General features: G+C 67.6%; 15 protein-coding genes. 5 read left to right on the forward strand and 10 right to left on the reverse strand.

Translation table 11 applies throughout. The features are described from left to right. Positions 1-7: 7 nt before the first annotated feature. The 4 genes from Q9Q79_RS13905 to efp form a co-directional block, all read right to left on the reverse strand. Entirely contained in the window at positions 8-703 is a 696-nt protein-coding gene (locus Q9Q79_RS13905) for a phosphoglycolate phosphatase (RefSeq protein ID WP_005414020.1), read from the reverse strand. After that, positions 700-1,416 carry a bifunctional 2-polyprenyl-6-hydroxyphenol methylase/3-demethylubiquinol 3-O-methyltransferase UbiG gene (gene ubiG, locus Q9Q79_RS13910; protein WP_005410379.1) on the reverse strand — a complete coding sequence of 239 codons (717 nt, stop codon included), beginning with the start codon at positions 1,414-1,416 and terminating at the stop codon, positions 700-702. The genes Q9Q79_RS13905 and ubiG overlap by 4 nt, the downstream gene beginning before the upstream one ends. A gap of 25 nt (positions 1,417-1,441) precedes the next feature. After that, positions 1,442-2,785, reverse strand: a complete 1,344-nt coding sequence (locus Q9Q79_RS13915) for a TRZ/ATZ family hydrolase (RefSeq protein ID WP_005410380.1) — start codon at positions 2,783-2,785, stop codon at positions 1,442-1,444. A 200-nt stretch (positions 2,786-2,985) separates the two neighbouring features. Next, positions 2,986-3,552 carry an elongation factor P gene (gene efp / locus Q9Q79_RS13920; RefSeq protein ID WP_005410381.1) on the reverse strand — a complete coding sequence of 189 codons (567 nt, stop codon included), beginning with the start codon at positions 3,550-3,552 and terminating at the stop codon, positions 2,986-2,988. A gap of 96 nt (positions 3,553-3,648) precedes the next feature. Here efp and epmB point away from each other — a divergent pair, with 96 nt between their 5' ends. Beyond that, positions 3,649-4,689: an EF-P beta-lysylation protein EpmB gene (epmB, locus tag Q9Q79_RS13925; RefSeq protein WP_099470238.1), complete on the forward strand. Its 1,041-nt coding sequence runs from the start codon at positions 3,649-3,651 to the stop codon at positions 4,687-4,689. Between the two features lie 65 nt (positions 4,690-4,754). Here epmB and Q9Q79_RS13930 read toward each other — a convergent pair whose 3' ends face one another. Genes Q9Q79_RS13930 through Q9Q79_RS13940 form a run of 3 tightly spaced genes read right to left on the reverse strand, consistent with a single transcriptional unit; the run spans position 4,755 to position 8,628 of the window. After that, positions 4,755-6,881 (reverse strand): GGDEF domain-containing protein, encoded by a 2,127-nt coding sequence (locus Q9Q79_RS13930; protein WP_062607456.1) that lies wholly within the window; start codon positions 6,879-6,881, stop codon positions 4,755-4,757. Beyond that, positions 6,878-7,810, reverse strand: a complete 933-nt coding sequence (locus Q9Q79_RS13935; protein ID WP_049404638.1) for a phosphate/phosphite/phosphonate ABC transporter substrate-binding protein — start codon at positions 7,808-7,810, stop codon at positions 6,878-6,880. The genes Q9Q79_RS13930 and Q9Q79_RS13935 overlap by 4 nt, the downstream gene beginning before the upstream one ends. Positions 7,811-7,857: 47 nt before the next feature. Then, on the reverse strand, positions 7,858-8,628 hold the full coding sequence (locus tag Q9Q79_RS13940; protein WP_005414025.1) for an RNA methyltransferase: 771 nt from the start codon (positions 8,626-8,628) through the stop codon (positions 7,858-7,860). Between the two features lie 120 nt (positions 8,629-8,748). Between Q9Q79_RS13940 and Q9Q79_RS13945 the strand changes: the two genes are divergently transcribed. Beyond that, positions 8,749-9,576 (forward strand): inositol monophosphatase family protein, encoded by an 828-nt coding sequence (locus Q9Q79_RS13945; RefSeq protein WP_005410386.1) that lies wholly within the window; start codon positions 8,749-8,751, stop codon positions 9,574-9,576. A 226-nt stretch (positions 9,577-9,802) separates the two neighbouring features. On the opposite strand, the gene htpX is transcribed toward Q9Q79_RS13945, so the two are convergent. Continuing rightward, on the reverse strand, positions 9,803-10,669 hold the full coding sequence (htpX, locus tag Q9Q79_RS13950) for a protease HtpX (protein WP_005410387.1): 867 nt from the start codon (positions 10,667-10,669) through the stop codon (positions 9,803-9,805). Between the two features lie 93 nt (positions 10,670-10,762). Between htpX and gluQRS the strand changes: the two genes are divergently transcribed. The 3 genes from gluQRS (at position 10,763) to phaR (ending at position 13,163) form a co-directional block, all read left to right on the forward strand. Then, positions 10,763-11,704 (forward strand): tRNA glutamyl-Q(34) synthetase GluQRS, encoded by a 942-nt coding sequence (gluQRS, locus tag Q9Q79_RS13955; protein ID WP_012480843.1) that lies wholly within the window; start codon positions 10,763-10,765, stop codon positions 11,702-11,704. Next, positions 11,701-12,441, forward strand: coding sequence for an acetoacetyl-CoA reductase (phbB, locus tag Q9Q79_RS13960; RefSeq protein WP_005410389.1), 741 nt, complete (start codon positions 11,701-11,703; stop codon positions 12,439-12,441). The genes gluQRS and phbB overlap by 4 nt, the downstream gene beginning before the upstream one ends. 194 nt (positions 12,442-12,635) lie before the next feature. After that, entirely contained in the window at positions 12,636-13,163 is a 528-nt protein-coding gene (gene phaR / locus Q9Q79_RS13965; RefSeq protein WP_005410391.1) for a polyhydroxyalkanoate synthesis repressor PhaR, read from the forward strand. A gap of 72 nt (positions 13,164-13,235) precedes the next feature. Here phaR and Q9Q79_RS13970 read toward each other — a convergent pair whose 3' ends face one another. Both Q9Q79_RS13970 and Q9Q79_RS13975 read right to left on the reverse strand, forming a co-directional pair. Beyond that, on the reverse strand, positions 13,236-14,192 hold the full coding sequence (locus tag Q9Q79_RS13970; protein ID WP_024958298.1) for a TraB/GumN family protein: 957 nt from the start codon (positions 14,190-14,192) through the stop codon (positions 13,236-13,238). A gap of 1 nt (position 14,193) precedes the next feature. After that, positions 14,194-15,123 carry a DUF1684 domain-containing protein gene (locus Q9Q79_RS13975; protein WP_005410393.1) on the reverse strand — a complete coding sequence of 310 codons (930 nt, stop codon included), beginning with the start codon at positions 15,121-15,123 and terminating at the stop codon, positions 14,194-14,196. Between the last annotated feature and the right edge of the window lie 11 nt (positions 15,124-15,134).

Consider the following 15,134-nt stretch of genomic DNA (forward strand, 5'->3'; position numbering starts at 1 on the left):
TGATTCCTTACGGCTGGGCCGGGGCTGCCGGCCGGGTCGGCCAGAGACTGGCCAGTTGCAGAAGTTCGGCGTTCTCGACCAGCACGTCGGCCTGCCAGGCCAGCGGGTCGTCGCTGTGCAGGCGGTAGCCCCACAGCGCCGCCACCGACGGCATGGCGGCAGCGCGTGCGGCGATGATGTCGCGCTCGTCGTCACCCACGTACACGCAGTCTTCGGCGGCAATGCCAATGGCCTGCGCAGCGTACAGCAGCGGCAGCGGGTGCGGCTTGCGTTCGGCCAGGCTGTCACCGCCGACCAGCACCGCGCAGCGCTGCTGCCAGCCATGCTGCGGCAGGATCAGGCGCGCCAGGTACTCGGGTTTGTTGGTGACGATGCCCCACACCGTACCGGCCTCATCCAGCGCGGCAAGCATGCCGGCCACGCCGTCGAACAGCACTGCGTGCTGGCCGATCAACGCTTCATAGCGCTGCAGGAATTCCGGGATCAGTGCATCGCGCGCAGCGGCATCCAGGTCCGGGAACGCGGCCGAGACCATCGCCCGCGAGCCCTTCGACACCACCGGGCGCAGTGCGGCCGGATCGATGGGTGCACGACCACGTTCGGCCAGCATCGCGTTGCAGGTGGCGACGAAGTCCGGCGCGCTGTCCAGCAACGTGCCATCCAGGTCGAACAGCACCGCACGCGGGAAGCGGGCGGAGGTCATGCCGGCTTGACCGCGTAGGCCAGGTAGTTGATGTCGGTGCGGCTGCTCAGGCGGGCGTGGTTGCGCCACGGCTCGTAGGCCATGCCGCTGACGTCCACCAGCTGCATGTCGGCCTCGCGCAGCCAGCGCGCCAGCTCGGCCGGCTTGATGAATTCCTGGTAGTGGTGCGTGCCCTTGGGCAGCAGCCGCGCCACGTACTCGGCACCGACAATCGCCACTGCGAAGGCGGCAGCGGTGCGGTTGATGGTCGACAGGAACAGGTGGCCGCCCGGCTTCAGCAGGCGCTTGCAGGCCTCGATGATCGCGCCCGGGTCCGGCACGTGCTCCAGCATTTCCATGCAGGTCACCACATCGAAGCTGCCCGGCTGCTCGGCGGCCAGGTCCTCGGCGGCCTGCACCCGGTAATCGACCTTGGCGCCGCTTTCCAGCGCATGCAGGCGCGCGACCTTGACCAGCTCCGGGGCCAGGTCGATGGCGGTGACGTCGGCGCCGGCCTGGGCCAGCGCTTCGCTCAACAGGCCGCCACCGCAACCGATGTCGAGTACGCGTGCGCCGCGCAGCGGAACGCGGTCGGCCACGTATTTCAGGCGCACCGGGTTCAGCGCATGCAGCGGCTTCTGCGGGCCGTCAGCGTCCCACCAGCGGTTGGCCAGCGCGGCGAACTTGTCCAGCTCGGCCTGATCGAAATTGGAGGAAGCGTGGGGGGCAGTCATGAGGGAGTCCTTGCGGCGCCGGGGTTCAGGCGCGGATATGACGGATGCGCTCGCGCCACTGGCGCGCGTTGGCGATGATGCCCGGCAGGTCCATGCCGACCAGCTCGCGCTGCACCAGCTTCGGCTTGCCGGCGATCCAGACGTCGCTGACCTGCTGGCGGCCGGTGGCGTACACCAGTTGCGACAGCACGTTGTGCAGCGGCTGGGTTTCCAGTGCGGACAGGTCGACGCAGACCAGGTCGGCCTGCTTGCCGACTTCGATCGAACCGATGCGCTCGCCGAAGCCCAGCGCGCGGGCACCGCCCAGGGTGGACGCGCGCAGCGTGGTTGCCGCGTCCAGCGCGGTGGCGTCATCGGCCACGGCCTTGGCCAGAATCGCCGCGGTGCGGTTCTCGCTGAACATGTCCAGGTCGTTGTTGCTGGCGCAGCCGTCGGTGCCGATCGCCAGGTTCACGCCGGCGCGCTGCAGGGCGCAGGCCGGGCAGAAACCGGAGGCGAGCTTCAGGTTCGATTCCGGGCAATGCACCACGCTGACGCCACGCTCGGCGCACAGGTGGATTTCCGCATCGGTCAGCTGGGTCATGTGCACCGCGATCAGGCGGTCGTTGACCAGGCCGAGGCGATCCAGCCGCGCCAGCGGGCGCTGGCCGTGCAGCTTGATCGAATCGTTGATCTCCTGCGCGGTCTCGTGGGTGTGCAGGTGCACCTGCATGTCGAGCTGGTCGGACAGCATCCGCACCCGCTCGAAGTTGGCATCGTTGACCGTATACGGCGCATGCGGCGCGAACGCGGTGCCGATCAGCGGATCGGTGCGCCACTGGTCATGCAGTTCACCGGCCTTGGCGAAGTACTCGTCGTCGGTCTTGGCCCAGGCGGTGGGGAAATCGATGATGACCGCGCCGACCAGCGCGCGGAAACCATGCTTCTTGTAGACGGCGGCCTGCACATCGCCGAAGAAGTAGTTCTCGTTGGCGCAGGTGGTGCCGCCGCGCAGCATCTCGGCGATGGCCAGGGTGGTGCCGTCGGCGACGAATTCGGGGCCGATCACCGCCGCTTCCACCGGCCAGATGTGCTGCTGCAGCCAGGTCATCAGCGGCAGGTCGTCGGCGACGCCGCGCAGCAGGGTCATCGGGTTGTGCGTGTGCGCGTTGACCAGGCCCGGCATCAGCGCGGCCTCAGGGCGGCTGACCACCTGGGTGGCACGGAAGCGCGCGCGCGCCTCGGCACGCGGCAGGATGGCCACGATCTCGCTGCCACGCACGGCAACGGCATGGTCTTCCAGCACCACCGCATGCGGCTCGATCGGAACGACGTAACCGGCTTCGATGAGCAGGTCGCAGGCTTCGGGGAGGTGCGGGCTATCGCTCATGCGGACTCACTGGCTGGGGGGCGGCGAGATACTTCTGGGGGACACGCCCCTGAGTCAGGGGCTGCCGCGAAGCGGCGGGGTCTGGAGACCCGTGAAGCGGGGCCCATGATCTGCCGAAGCAGATCATGGGAGCGCCAGCGCGAACGCGATGGCGCGTATCCGGCCAGCGGCCGGCACTATCGTAATCCGGCTGCGCCGGATTACTTGACGCGTGCGGAGTATTCGCCCGAACGGGTGTCGACGCGGATCACTTCGTCCTGGTTCACGAACAGCGGCACGCGGACCACGGCGCCGGTTTCCAGCGTGGCCGGCTTGCCGCCGCCGCCCGAGGTGTCGCCACGGACGCCCGGATCGGTTTCGGTGATCTTCAGCTCGACGAAGTTCGGCGGCTGCACGAAGATCGGCTCACCGTTCCACAGGGTGACCACGCAGGACTCCTCGCCCTTCAGCCACTTCTCGGCGCCGCCCATGCCGGCCTTGGTGGCCTGGACCTGCTCGAAGGATTCCGGGTCCATGAAGTGCCAGTACTCGCCGTCGCTGTACATGAAGTTCATGTCGGTATCGACGACGTCGGCTGCATCCAGCGAGTCGGTCGACTTCATGGTCACTTCCTGGGTACGGCCGTCCTTGATCAGGCGGTACTTCACGCGGGTGAAGGCCTGGCCCTTGCCCGGCTTGACGTATTCGGTGTCGATGATGACGGCCGGTTGGTTGTTGACCAGGATCTTCATCCCGTTCTTGACGTCGTTCATGCCGTAGCTGGCCATGCGTAAACTCCTGAGTGGCAAAAACGCCGCGGGTGCGGCGAGCCGTTAGAATGGAAAGCCCACCGGATGCCGGTGGGCGACTGTTTTTCTGCCCCCATGATAACCGCAGGCCCCCTCTCCATGCAGCTTTCCGCCTTCCCCCGGCCCCAGTCGCCAGGCGCGCCCGCGCGCTGGCAGCAGCTCTGGCGCCAGGCACTGCGCGACCCGCAGGCGCTGCTGGCCCGGCTGCAGCTGGACCCGGCGGCACTGGGCGTCTCCGAAGCGGCCATGGCCCAGTTCGCGCTGCGCGTGCCGGAGGGGTTCGTGGCCCGCATGCGCAAGGGCGATCCGGCCGATCCGCTGCTGCGGCAGGTGCTGCCGATCGACGAGGAAATGCGCCCGGCGCCCGGGTTCAGCTTCGATGCGGTGGGTGATGGTGCGGCCAAGAAGGCCACCGGCGTCATCCAGAAGTACCGTGGCCGCGCCCTGCTGGTGGCGACGGGCAGCTGTGCGATCAACTGCCGCTACTGCTTCCGCCGCCACTTCGACTATGGCGCGGAAAACGCTGCCAAGGGCGGCTGGCAGGAGGCCGTAGCCGCCATCGCCGCCGACCCGGACATCGACGAGGTGATCCTGTCCGGCGGTGACCCGCTGTCGCTGGCCACGCACAAGCTGGTCGAGCTGACCGACGCCCTGCGCGCGATCCCGCATATCCGCCGCCTGCGCATCCATACCCGGCTGCCGATCGTGCTGCCCGAGCGCGTGGACGAGGAACTGCTGGCCTGGCTGGGTGGCCTGCCGTGGCCGCTGGCCATCGTGGTCCACGCCAACCACGCCAACGAATTCGACGCCAGCGTGGACGCGGCGATGGCCCGCCTGCGCGGCATCGGCGCCCAGCTGCTGAACCAGGCGGTGCTGCTGCGCGGGGTCAACGACAGCGTGCAGGCCCTGCAGGACCTGAGCGAGCGCAGCTTCGCCGCCGGCGTGCTGCCCTATTACCTGCACCAGCTGGACCGGGTCGAGGGCGTGGCCCACTTCGAAGTGGACGACACCCGGGCCAAGGCATTGATTGCCGGGTTGACCGCGCGCCTGTCCGGCTATCTGGTCCCGAAGCTGGTGCGCGAACTGCCCGGCGACCCGAGCAAGCGCCCGGTGTAATTCCGTAGCGTGGGTCATCCCTTTTACTGCGGAAAAGGGATGACCCACGGCACAACGTCAATCGGTCAAACGCCCGATTCGATCATCCGCACCACTTCGGTGGCGGTGACCGGGTGGCTCAGCCAGTAGCCCTGCCCCAGATCGCAGCCGCGCTGCGCCAGCAGTTCGAACTGCGCCTGCTGCTCGATGCCCTCGGCCACCACCGTGATGCCCAGCGCGTGGGCCATGGCGATGATCGCCGTGGTCAATGCGAGGTCGTCGGGATCACGCTGCATGTCGGCCACGAAGCTCTTGTCGATCTTCACGCCGTCCACCGGCACCTGGCGCAGATGACTGAGCCCGGAGAAGCCGGTGCCGAAGTCGTCCAGCCATACCTTCACGCCGGTGCGGTGCAGCTTGTCCAGCAGCTGCGCGGCGACCATCTCGTCACCGATCACCGCGGTCTCGGTCAGCTCCAGATGCAGGCGCGACGCTGGCAGCCCGGACTCATGCAGGCATTGCGCGACCAGCGCCGGCAGTTCGCCGCCGCGCAGCTGCCGCGGTGACACGTTCACCGACACGAACAGGTCGTCGCCGGCCGCCCCGCGCGGCCACTGCGAGGCCTCCATGCAGGCCGCACGCAGTACTTTCGGGCCGATGATCTCGATCAGACCACTCTGCTCGGCCACCTCGATGAACACCGATGGCGGAATCGTGCCCAGGGTCGGATGCTGCCAGCGCAGCAGCACTTCGACGCCGACCATGCGGCGGTCGCGCATGCGGAAGATCGGCTGGTAGGCCAGGCGCAGTTCGCCGCGCTCCCAGGCCCCGCGCAGCTCCTGTTCCATATGCACGCGACGTTCGACCGCGTGGTCCATCGCCCGGCTGTAGTAGCGATAGCAGTTCTTGCCGGCCATCTTCGCCTGGTACATGGCGATGTCGCCGTTTTTCAACAGGGTGGTCGCATCGGCCGCATCGTCGGGAAACAGGGTCACGCCGATCGAGGTGCCCAGGAACAGCTCCCTGCCCTGCACCACCAGCGGCCTGCCCAGCTCGCGCACCAGCACTTCGGCCAGCAGCCGCGCGTTGGCGGCCACATCACCGTCGCCCACCAGGATCACGAACTCGTCACCGCCGAAGCGGGCCAGCAGGGCCTCGTCGCCGCCTGCCTCCGCAACGGCGCGGCCGATGCGCTGTGCGAACTGCAGCAACGCCTCGTCACCGGCCTCATGGCCAAGCGTGTCGTTGACCCGCTTGAAATCGTCGATGTCGGCGAACAGCAGGCCCAACCGGTGATTGGCGGCACGCGCGGCCATCAGCCGATGGTCCAGCGCTTCGCGGAATGCCAGCCGGTTGGTCAGCCCGGTCAGCGCGTCGGTATAGGCCATGCGCCGCACTTCACGGTCATGGCGGGCGATCGCATCGCGCATGCGGGCGAAGCCGCGCACCAGCTCACCCACTTCGTCGTCACGGGTGTTCTCGGCCAGGGGCGTCTGGTAGTCACCGGCCTCGATGCGGCGCGCGGCCGCGGCCAGATCGCGGATCGGCGCGACCAGCGTGCGCTGCACGTACAGGATCACCACCACGCCGATCACCACCAGCAACCCCAGCATCAGCAGCAACCAACCCAGGTGGCGGCTGCCGACCAGTTGCAGGCGCTCGCCAAGGGTGGCGTTGGCCGCCTGCTCGCGTTGCTGTACTTCGTCCAGCGCCATGCCGACGCGGACGCCGCCGATGCGCTGGTTGCCGACCATGATCGGCATCGTGTTGTCCAGCACCTTCGGCGATTCCTGCACCAGCAAGGCCTGCGCCGCCGCAGCCTTGGGTGCCAGGGGATCGCCCATCGGCTGGCCGAATCCCGGGACCTCGACCGAGCCGTCGTGCACCAGCCGGCCGCGCTCGTCGAACACCAGTACATAGCGCACCACCGGCTGTCGCGCCGTGCTGCGCACCAGCACGCCGACCTGGTCCAGGTCGCGGTAATACAGCGGGTTGGCCAGCGCATCGGACAACTCGCGCGCCATCGCCTCGCCGCGGCTGCGCACGCTGCGGTCGAACAATTCATGGATGACGCCACCGCTGAGGGTGCGCACCTCGCTCTGCATCGCCGTCTGGCGCCCCAGCAGCACCGCCAGAATGGCGACCACCACGACCATCGCTCCGCCCATCGCCAGCAGGAACCGGGCCTGCATCCCCGAGCCGAGCCACTTCATTCCACTTCCATCCGCACGCGCGTCAATCCTTGTTTCAATTCATCCAACCGCTGCTGCGCATGCGCATCGACACGGTGGAAACCGGAAGTGCCAAAAAACCGATGCAACGCGCCCTGTGCCTGCGGGTCGCTGGCTGCCTGCAGCAGGACTTCCTGCAGGCGGTCGCGCACCCGGGCATCGAGGTCGGCGCGGACCATCTCCACCGCACGCGGGTAGGGTTCGGTGCGCAGCAGTTCGCGGAAATCGCGCCGGAATGCAGCCGGCACCCGCCGCTCGTCGTTCCAGTCCACGCTGCTCACCGCCCCCACATCCGCCATCCCCTTGTGCACGTACGTCGCGATGTTCAACTCGCTGCGCGCGAACACATACCCCACGCTGTCACGCCCGGGCACGTCCCAGACCCCGGCCAGGATCTGCGGCGACAGGCCATGGTTCAGCAGAGTCATCACCGGCACCAGGTAGGCGCTGGTGGATGCCGTGTTCTGCAGGGCCAGGCGATGGCCGCGCAGATCCTGCACCCGCTGGATGGGACTGTCGCTGCGCACGAAGAACACCGTCTGGTATTCGCGCACCCCGTTGCGCTCGGTCAACAGCAGCGGCCGCGCACCACTGCGCTGGCCCAGTGCCACCGCCGTACCGGAGGTTTCCGTGACCCAGTCGACCCGTCCCCGCCGCAGATAGCTGGCCATCTGCTGCGGGTCGCGGGCCATCAGTACCCGCCCCTCCTGGATGCCGACGTCATGCATGCGCGCCACCACGTAGTCCAGCAGGGGTTGCAGCTGCTCGTAGTGAGCCTGGGGGTCATCGCTGATCCGGCCCAGCACCAGCACCGGATCCGGTGCTGCATGCACGGCTCCGGCCAGCAGGACCATGGCCAGGCTCAGCAGTCCCCCCTGCATTGCCTTTCGCAGACCCGACACAGACGTCATCCCCCCCTGGGTATCCAGACAGACTACCCGAAAAAATGAGAACGTCGTCAGCTGTCCTTGCTGCCGGCCTGGGCCAGACGCGCCATGCGCTGGGTGTCGGCGAGGATGCCACGCAACAGGCGCACTTCCTGCTCGCTCGGCTCGCTGCGCAGGAACAGGCGGCGCAGCTTGCGCATCGCCGATTCCGGCGCGCGGCCCTTGTGGAAATCGATCTCGTCCAGGGTGTCGCCGAGCTGGGCGAAGAAGCTCTCCATCTGCTCATGGCTGGCGGCCTGTTCGCGGAAGCCCGGCTCGGCGTCGGCGGCCGGCTGCGCGCCCAGCAGCTGCATGCGCGTTTCGTACGCCAGCACCTGCACGGCGGCGGCCAGGTTGAGCGAGCTGAACTCCGGGTCTGACGGGATGTGCACTGCGGCGTGGCAGAGCTGCAGCTCCTCGTTGGTCAGGCCGGTGCGCTCGCGGCCGAATACCAGTGCGACCTCGGCACCTTCGCCCGCCTTGGCCACCGCACGGGCAGCGGCATCGGCCGGCAGGTACTCCTCCAGCTGGACGCGGCGGGCACGGGCCGTGCAACCCAGTACCAGGCGGCAATCCGCCACGGCCTCGGCCAGGGTAGCCACCACCGGAGCGTCCCCCAGCACGTCTTCGGCACCGGCCGAGCGGCGGAAGGCCTCCTCGTCCAGCGGCTTTTCGGGGGCGACCAGCACCAGGCGGGCCAGGCCCATGGTCTTCAGGGCGCGGGCGGCAGCCCCCATGTTGCCGGGGTGCTGGGTACCGACCAGGACGAATCGGAGGCGGGTGGCGGCGGGAAACTGGGACATGAACAGGGAAAAGGTCGAGCTGGACGATGACCAATGGTAAACTGTGCGGCCGGCCACTGCGCCGGACCCGCTCTTTTCCCCCGCCAGTCCATCTCTTCTGCCTTTCCGGGAGCCCACGCCATGCAGAAACCCGCCGTCACCGTCATGGTCAAGGCCGCCCGCCTCGCCGGCAACGTCCTGTTGCGCAACATCAACAAGCTCGAGGCACTGAACGTGGTGCAGAAGGGCCGGATGGACTACGCCAGCGAAGTGGATGCGGACGCGGAAAAGGTCATCGTCAAGGAACTCAAGCGCGCCTACCCGGATTACGGCATCTTCGGTGAAGAAGGTGGCGTGCAGGGCGAGCGCCGCCAGATGTGGGTCATCGACCCGCTGGATGGCACCAGCAACTACCTGCGCGGCGTGCCGCACTACTGCGTGTCGATCGCCCTGGTCGAGAACGGCGAGCCGACCGATGCCGTCATCTTCGATCCGCTGCGCAATGAACTGTTCACCGCCAGCCGTGGCGCCGGCGCCGTGCTGAACGACCGCCGCATCCGCGTGGCCGACCGCAAGGATCTGGAAGGCACGATGATCCACACCGGCTTCGCCCCGCGCGAACGCAGCCGCGCCAGCGCGCAGCTGAAGTCGGTCGACACCCTGCTGGTCCAGGCTGAGGACATCCGCCGCACCGGTTCGGCCGCGCTGGACCTGGCCTACGTGGCCTGCGGCCGCGCCGACGCCTATTTCGAAGCCGGCGTGAAGGCGTGGGACATCGCTGCCGGGCTGCTGCTGGTCCGCGAGGCGGGTGGCAAGGTCTGCGACTTCAAGGGCGCGACCCTGGGCCGGATGGACAACCGTGGCCCGGAGACCCACCAGATCGTTGCCGGCAACCTGAAGGTGGCCGAGTCGCTGCAGAAGGTGCTGGTGAACACGGGCTACGCGGCGGAGTTCGACGCGAAGTTCTGAGGTTTCGCCTGAAGCGGTTCATGGAGACGGCACCTGCGAGGGTGCCGTTTTCGCTTGTGCGGTGATCGTGCTTGTCACTTTCTTTGCTCGTGCAAAGAAAGTGACACCTCCCCGCAGGCGCGGAAACGATCCGCCGGGCACGATCCGGCATCAGCAATGCACCGCGCAAACAAAAACGCCCGGCGCGGGGCCAGGCGTTCCTGCACTACCGTAGAAGTACGGAGACTTACGCCACCGTCGACGCCCGCAGCGCGGCGATGCGCTCTTCCAGCGGCGGATGGCTCATGAACAGCTTCTTCGCCGTCGAACCAGCAATACCGAAAGCGGCAATCTGGGTCGGCAGCGTGCTCTGGCCGTGGTTCAGCTGCAGCCGCTCCAACGCGGCGATCATCTTCTGGCGGCCGGCCAGCGAGGCACCGCCGGCGTCGGCGCGGAACTCGCGGTGGCGCGAGAACCACATCGAGATCATGGTGGCGAACAGGCCGAACACCATCTCCAGCACGAACACGATGATGTAATAGGCGAAGCCACGGCCGCCGCCTTCGCGGTTACCCGACAGCGCGCTGTCGATGATGCCGCCGACCACGCGGGCCAGCACGATCACGAAGGTGTTCAGCACGCCCTGCAGCAGCGCCATGGTGATCATGTCACCGTTGGCGACGTGGGCGATCTCGTGGCCCAGCACCGCTTCGGCCTCGTCTTCGCTCATGTTGTGCAGCAGGCCGGTGGACACCGCCACCAGCGCGTTGTTGCGGTTGGCGCCAGTGGCGAAGGCGTTGATCTCCGGGCCTTCGTACACCGCTACTTCGGGCATGCCGATACCGGCCGCCTTGGCCTGGCGCTCGACGGTGGCCAGCAGCCAGCGCTCGGTCTGGTTGCGCGGCTCGGTGATCACCACCGCACCGGTGGAGCGCTTGGCCATCCACTTGGAGAGCAGCAGCGAGATGAAGGAGCCACCGAAGCCGAAGATCGCGGCCATGACCAGCAGGCCGCTCATCTGGCTTGGATTGACCCCGAGCAACGACATCACGATGCTGGCGAGAATCAGGACCGCGAAGTTGGTCGCCAGGAACAGGGCAATGCGGGTAAACATGGGAAAATCCGGCTCGGAAGGGGTCGATACCGGTCAATTTGCGGTGTGGTCAGCTTGAATTCAAGCGCCAACCTGACCGACGATTCAGCCAGCATGACCTCCCCCATTCCCTGCGGTCGTTTCGCGCCCTCGCCGACCGGCCTGCTCCATCCCGGATCCCTGCTCGCCGCCTTCGGCAGCTGGCTGCTCGCGCGACATAACGGCGGCTTGTGGCGGCTGCGCATCGAAGACGTCGATCCACCACGCACCGTGCCCGGCGCCGCCGAGTCACAGCTGCGGGCGCTGGCCGCGTTCGGCCTGGTCCACGATGGCCCGATCCTCTGGCAGAGCACCCGCGGCGAGGCCTACCAGGCCGCGCTGGACGTGCTGCTGGCCAGCGACCAGGCCTTTGTCTGCCACTGCAGCCGCAGCGACCTGGCCGCCAACGGCGGCATCCACCATCGTTGCGTCGCCCGGCAACCTCGACCGGACCCTGCCGTCCGCTTCCGCGTGCCACCGGGCAGCATCGTGCACTTCGACGATGGCCTGCGCGGCCCGCAGCAGCAGGACGTGCACGCCGAAGTCGGCGACTTCGTGCTGCGCCGCGCCGATGGCTGCTGGGCCTACCAGTTGGCCGTGGTGGTCGATGACGCCGCACAAGGAGTGACCGAAGTGGTGCGCGGCGCCGACCTGCTCGACTCCACCGCGCGGCAGATCCTGCTGCAGCAGGCATTGGGGCTGGCGGTGCCGCGCTACTGGCACCTGCCGCTGCTGCTGGATGCGCCGGGCCACAAACTGTCCAAGTCGCTGGCGGCGCTGCCGGTGGACAGTTCGCACCCGCTGCCCGTGCTGCGCCAGCTCTGGAAGCTGCTCGGCCAGGCACCCGGGGCGCTGGAACCTGCGCACGACCTGGATACGCTGCTGGCCACCGCTCGGCAGGCCTTCGACCCGGCACGACTGCCGCGGACCGACATCCTGTTGCCAGCCGGCGCACTTTCCGCGCCGATGTTGCAGAATCCCCCTTCCCCCACCCGACACCCGGACAACACTCCATGACATCTCGCGTCGCACTGGTCACCGGCGGAACCGGCGGCATCGGCACCGCCATCTGCCAACGCCTGGCCGACCAGGGCCACCGGGTCGCCACCAACTACCGCGACGAGGCCAAGGCCCGCGCCTGGCAGCAGGCAATGACCGAACGCGGCTACAGCGTGTCGATCTTCCCGGGCGATGTCTCCGATCCAGGCAGCGCCGAAGCGCTGGTGCGCGCCGTCGAGGCCGAGCTGGGCCCGGTCGAGATCCTGGTCAACAACGCGGGCATCACCCGCGACACCACGTTCCATCGCATGCGCGCGGACCAGTGGCACGATGTGATCAACACCAACCTCAATTCGGTGTTCAACGTCACCCGCCCGGTCATCGAGGGCATGCGCCGCCGCGGCTGGGGCCGGGTCATCCAGATCAGCTCGATCAACGGCCTGAAGGGCCAGTACGGCCAGGCCAACTACGCGGCGGCCAAGGCCGGCATGCACGGCTTCACCATCTCGCTGGCGCGCGAGAACGCCGGCTTCGGCATTACCGTCAACACCATTTCGCCCGGCTACGTCGCGACCGACATGGTGATGGCGGTGCCGGAAGAAGTGCGCGCCAAGATCGTCGCCGACATTCCCACCGGGCGCCTCGGCAAGCCGGAGGAAATCGCTTACGGGGTGTCCTTCCTGGTGGCGGAGGAAGCCTCGTGGATCACCGGCAGCAACCTGGACATCAATGGCGGCCACCATATGGGCTGGTAAGCCGCGCCGGCGGCCGCGGCGGCCTCGGCGGCGCACACCCGCCGCCCCTGCCGATGGTCATGCTGCGCAGCACGCAAACCCTTGTTGCGCAACATGATCCCCTGTGAAAGCCAAGCCTGGCGGGGGCTGAGGCGGTTGCAACGGCTGCTGCACTGCGCCATGCTTCGCATCTACTGTGACGAGTGACCGCTTCAATGGCTGCGACCCGCATCATCAAGAAGTATCCGAACCGCCGTCTCTACGACACCGAGATCTCCAGCTACATCACCATCGAGGACGTGCGCCAGCTGATCCTGGACGGTGAAGACTTCGAAGTCCGTGACGCCAAGAGCGGCGACGACCTCACCCGTTCGGTCCTGCTGCAGATCATCGCCGACCAGGAACAGGACGGCGAACCGATGCTGTCCACCCAGCTGCTGAGCCAGCTGATCCGCTTCTACGGCGATTCCCTGCAGGGCTTCATGGGCAACTACCTGGAGCGCAGCATGCAGGTCTTCCTCGACCAGCAGCAGCAGTTCCGCCAGCAGATGGGCAACCTGCTGGGCCAGACCCCGTGGGCGATGATGAACCAGCTGACCGAGCGCAACCTGGAGCTGTGGCAGGAATTCCAGCGCAGCATGGGCACCGGTTTCGGTGGTCCGCGACCGGGTGGCACCGGTACCGGCACCGGCAACAAGCCCAACGAACCCGGTACCGGCACCGGCGGCAAGACCCGCCGCTGAGCCGATGTACCGGCGGATACGAAAACGGCGCGCCCAATGGCGCGCCGCTTTGTTTTGTGCCCCGGGGGAGCATCAACGTTTCGCTTTGCACCCCGTGCATACGCGTTCGACCTTGTAGCCCTTCGCCTTCAGCTTCTCGACCACGCCGTCACCGCCCAGAAGGTGCAGCGTACCGACCACCACCAGCGTGCCACCCTGCCCGGCCTGCAGGTACGGCAGCAGCTTCGGTACCCACGCATCGTTGCGCCCGGTGTTGATGCGCTGGTAAAGCTGCGGATACTGCTGGCGCATTTCCGCGGCCATCTTCGTCCACAACACGCGCTCATCGCCTCGCCGCCAGGCATCATGCAGCTGGCGCGCCTGCTCATCGCCCTTGCCCGCCTGATCCAGCGCCTCGGACAGCATCTGTCGCTGCTCCTGCACGGTCATGCCGTCGAGCATGCCGATCTGGGTATCGATGTCTTCCAACCCAGCGGTCCTGCGGCCGGTCTTCTGTGCGCGCTCCATGAAATGACGGTCCAGGCCCAGCGCCGGGTCCAGGCCCATCTTCTGCATCTGCCCGACCGAAATGCTCAGGCCGACGAACCAGGGCTTCATGCCCTGCATCTGTGCCAACGGAAGCTTGTTCTCGGATGCGAACGCCTGCAGCTTCTGCCAGGTGGCCGCGTCAAGATCGCGCTTGAGCTCGCTGCCATCGGTGCGCACGGCAGCCTGCACCATGCGGCTGGCCAGCTGCGGCGACTGCATGTCCTCCGGCGACAGTTCGAACACGACCCGCTGCGAGGCCTCGAAGGCCTGCTCGACATCGGGCGACAGCGGGTAGTCCTGCGGTTTCAACAGGTGGAATGATCCAAGCAGGTATACGCGTGAATCACCCGGGCCGGTCACCTTCCACAGCAGCGGCACCGGCGGCTTGGCCGCCGCCGTGGCCGCGGCGTCGGTGGCCGGTGCATTGCGCGCCGGTGCCAGCGGTGCGATTGCAAACGCTGCCATCAGCAGCGTTGCACGGAACAGTCCCTTCAACGGCATCTCAGCCCTCTCCTTCAGACAGGTGGTAGGCCTTCTCGCCCGCTTCCATGCGCAGGTCCAGCCTGTTTTCCGGCGGCGCCAGCGGGCACGTGGCATAGGCGGTGAATGCACACGGCGGGTTGTAGGCATGATTGAAATCGATGCGTAGCGTGCCGTCGGCTGCCGGCGCATCGGTATCCAGGTAGCGCCCGGCCGGATAACTGCCGCGGCCACTGGTGCGGTCGGCAAAGATCAGGAACAGCGGCTGCCCGGTGGCTCCGATCGCCTCCAGCCGCCATGTGCGGCCGTCGCGTTCGAATTCGACCGCCCCCGCATTGGGCATCTCGGTGGTCAGGCCGGTGATGTCGACAATGGGCAGGGTCTTGCCCGCCGGATGCGGGATGAAGCGTGCCTGCACCTGCCAGTCCGGGCCACCCGGCCAGTACTCCAGCCCGGCGAAATCACGGCGCGCCGGCGCATCGGCATGCTTGACCCGCAGCGCATCGCGCGGCCCGCGCCGGATGATGCTGAGCTGGCCCTTGCCACCGTCGAAGGCCAACAGGGTTGGCTGCGGATCCTTGTCGGTGTCGATGCGGATACGGCCGCGCACCGGCTGGCCATCATGGCTGACATCCACACCGGCTTCGGGCGTGAACCACCACTGGCTGCCCTCGCGACGCAGCAGGCCCAGCTTGTCCGGGCCAACCGTCAGGCGGATGCCGTTGGTGGCACCACTGCCGACGAAGTGTGATTTGTTCTGCAGCCAGTGCAGGCCGACCAGGGCCGTCCAGCCATCGGGCCGGGTCAGGTCCTGGTAGCGGGCCACCCGCCATTGCTGCTGCGCGGCCGCATAGGCCGGATCTTCGGTAACCTTCGGCGCCGGCGGTGTTGCCGGACTGCACGCGGCCAATAGCAAGGCGGCCAGCAGGCCGCCCATTCCCCGATAACGCATCGATGCTCCCC

The organism is Stenotrophomonas sp. a6 (assembly GCF_030913325.1).
Taxonomy (GTDB): Bacteria; Pseudomonadota; Gammaproteobacteria; order Xanthomonadales; family Xanthomonadaceae; genus Stenotrophomonas; species Stenotrophomonas maltophilia.

Coding starts and splice junctions, on each gene's coding strand:
- gluQRS (WP_012480843.1), top strand. CDS start 10,763: ATGACCTCCCCCATTCCCTGCGGTCGTTTCGCGCCCTCGCCGACCGGC.
- phaR (WP_005410391.1), top strand. CDS start 12,636: ATGGCTGCGACCCGCATCATCAAGAAGTATCCGAACCGCCGTCTCTAC.
- efp (WP_005410381.1), bottom strand. CDS start 3,552: ATGGCCAGCTACGGCATGAACGACGTCAAGAACGGGATGAAGATCCTG.
- phbB (WP_005410389.1), top strand. CDS start 11,701: ATGACATCTCGCGTCGCACTGGTCACCGGCGGAACCGGCGGCATCGGC.
- htpX (WP_005410387.1), bottom strand. CDS start 10,669: ATGTTTACCCGCATTGCCCTGTTCCTGGCGACCAACTTCGCGGTCCTG.
- Q9Q79_RS13905 (WP_005414020.1), bottom strand. CDS start 703: ATGACCTCCGCCCGCTTCCCGCGTGCGGTGCTGTTCGACCTGGATGGC.
- Q9Q79_RS13935 (WP_049404638.1), bottom strand. CDS start 7,810: ATGACGTCTGTGTCGGGTCTGCGAAAGGCAATGCAGGGGGGACTGCTG.
- Q9Q79_RS13915 (WP_005410380.1), bottom strand. CDS start 2,785: ATGAGCGATAGCCCGCACCTCCCCGAAGCCTGCGACCTGCTCATCGAA.
- Q9Q79_RS13945 (WP_005410386.1), top strand. CDS start 8,749: ATGCAGAAACCCGCCGTCACCGTCATGGTCAAGGCCGCCCGCCTCGCC.
- Q9Q79_RS13970 (WP_024958298.1), bottom strand. CDS start 14,192: ATGCCGTTGAAGGGACTGTTCCGTGCAACGCTGCTGATGGCAGCGTTT.
- epmB (WP_099470238.1), top strand. CDS start 3,649: ATGATAACCGCAGGCCCCCTCTCCATGCAGCTTTCCGCCTTCCCCCGG.
- Q9Q79_RS13940 (WP_005414025.1), bottom strand. CDS start 8,628: ATGTCCCAGTTTCCCGCCGCCACCCGCCTCCGATTCGTCCTGGTCGGT.
- Q9Q79_RS13975 (WP_005410393.1), bottom strand. CDS start 15,123: ATGCGTTATCGGGGAATGGGCGGCCTGCTGGCCGCCTTGCTATTGGCC.
- Q9Q79_RS13930 (WP_062607456.1), bottom strand. CDS start 6,881: ATGAAGTGGCTCGGCTCGGGGATGCAGGCCCGGTTCCTGCTGGCGATG.
- ubiG (WP_005410379.1), bottom strand. CDS start 1,416: ATGACTGCCCCCCACGCTTCCTCCAATTTCGATCAGGCCGAGCTGGAC.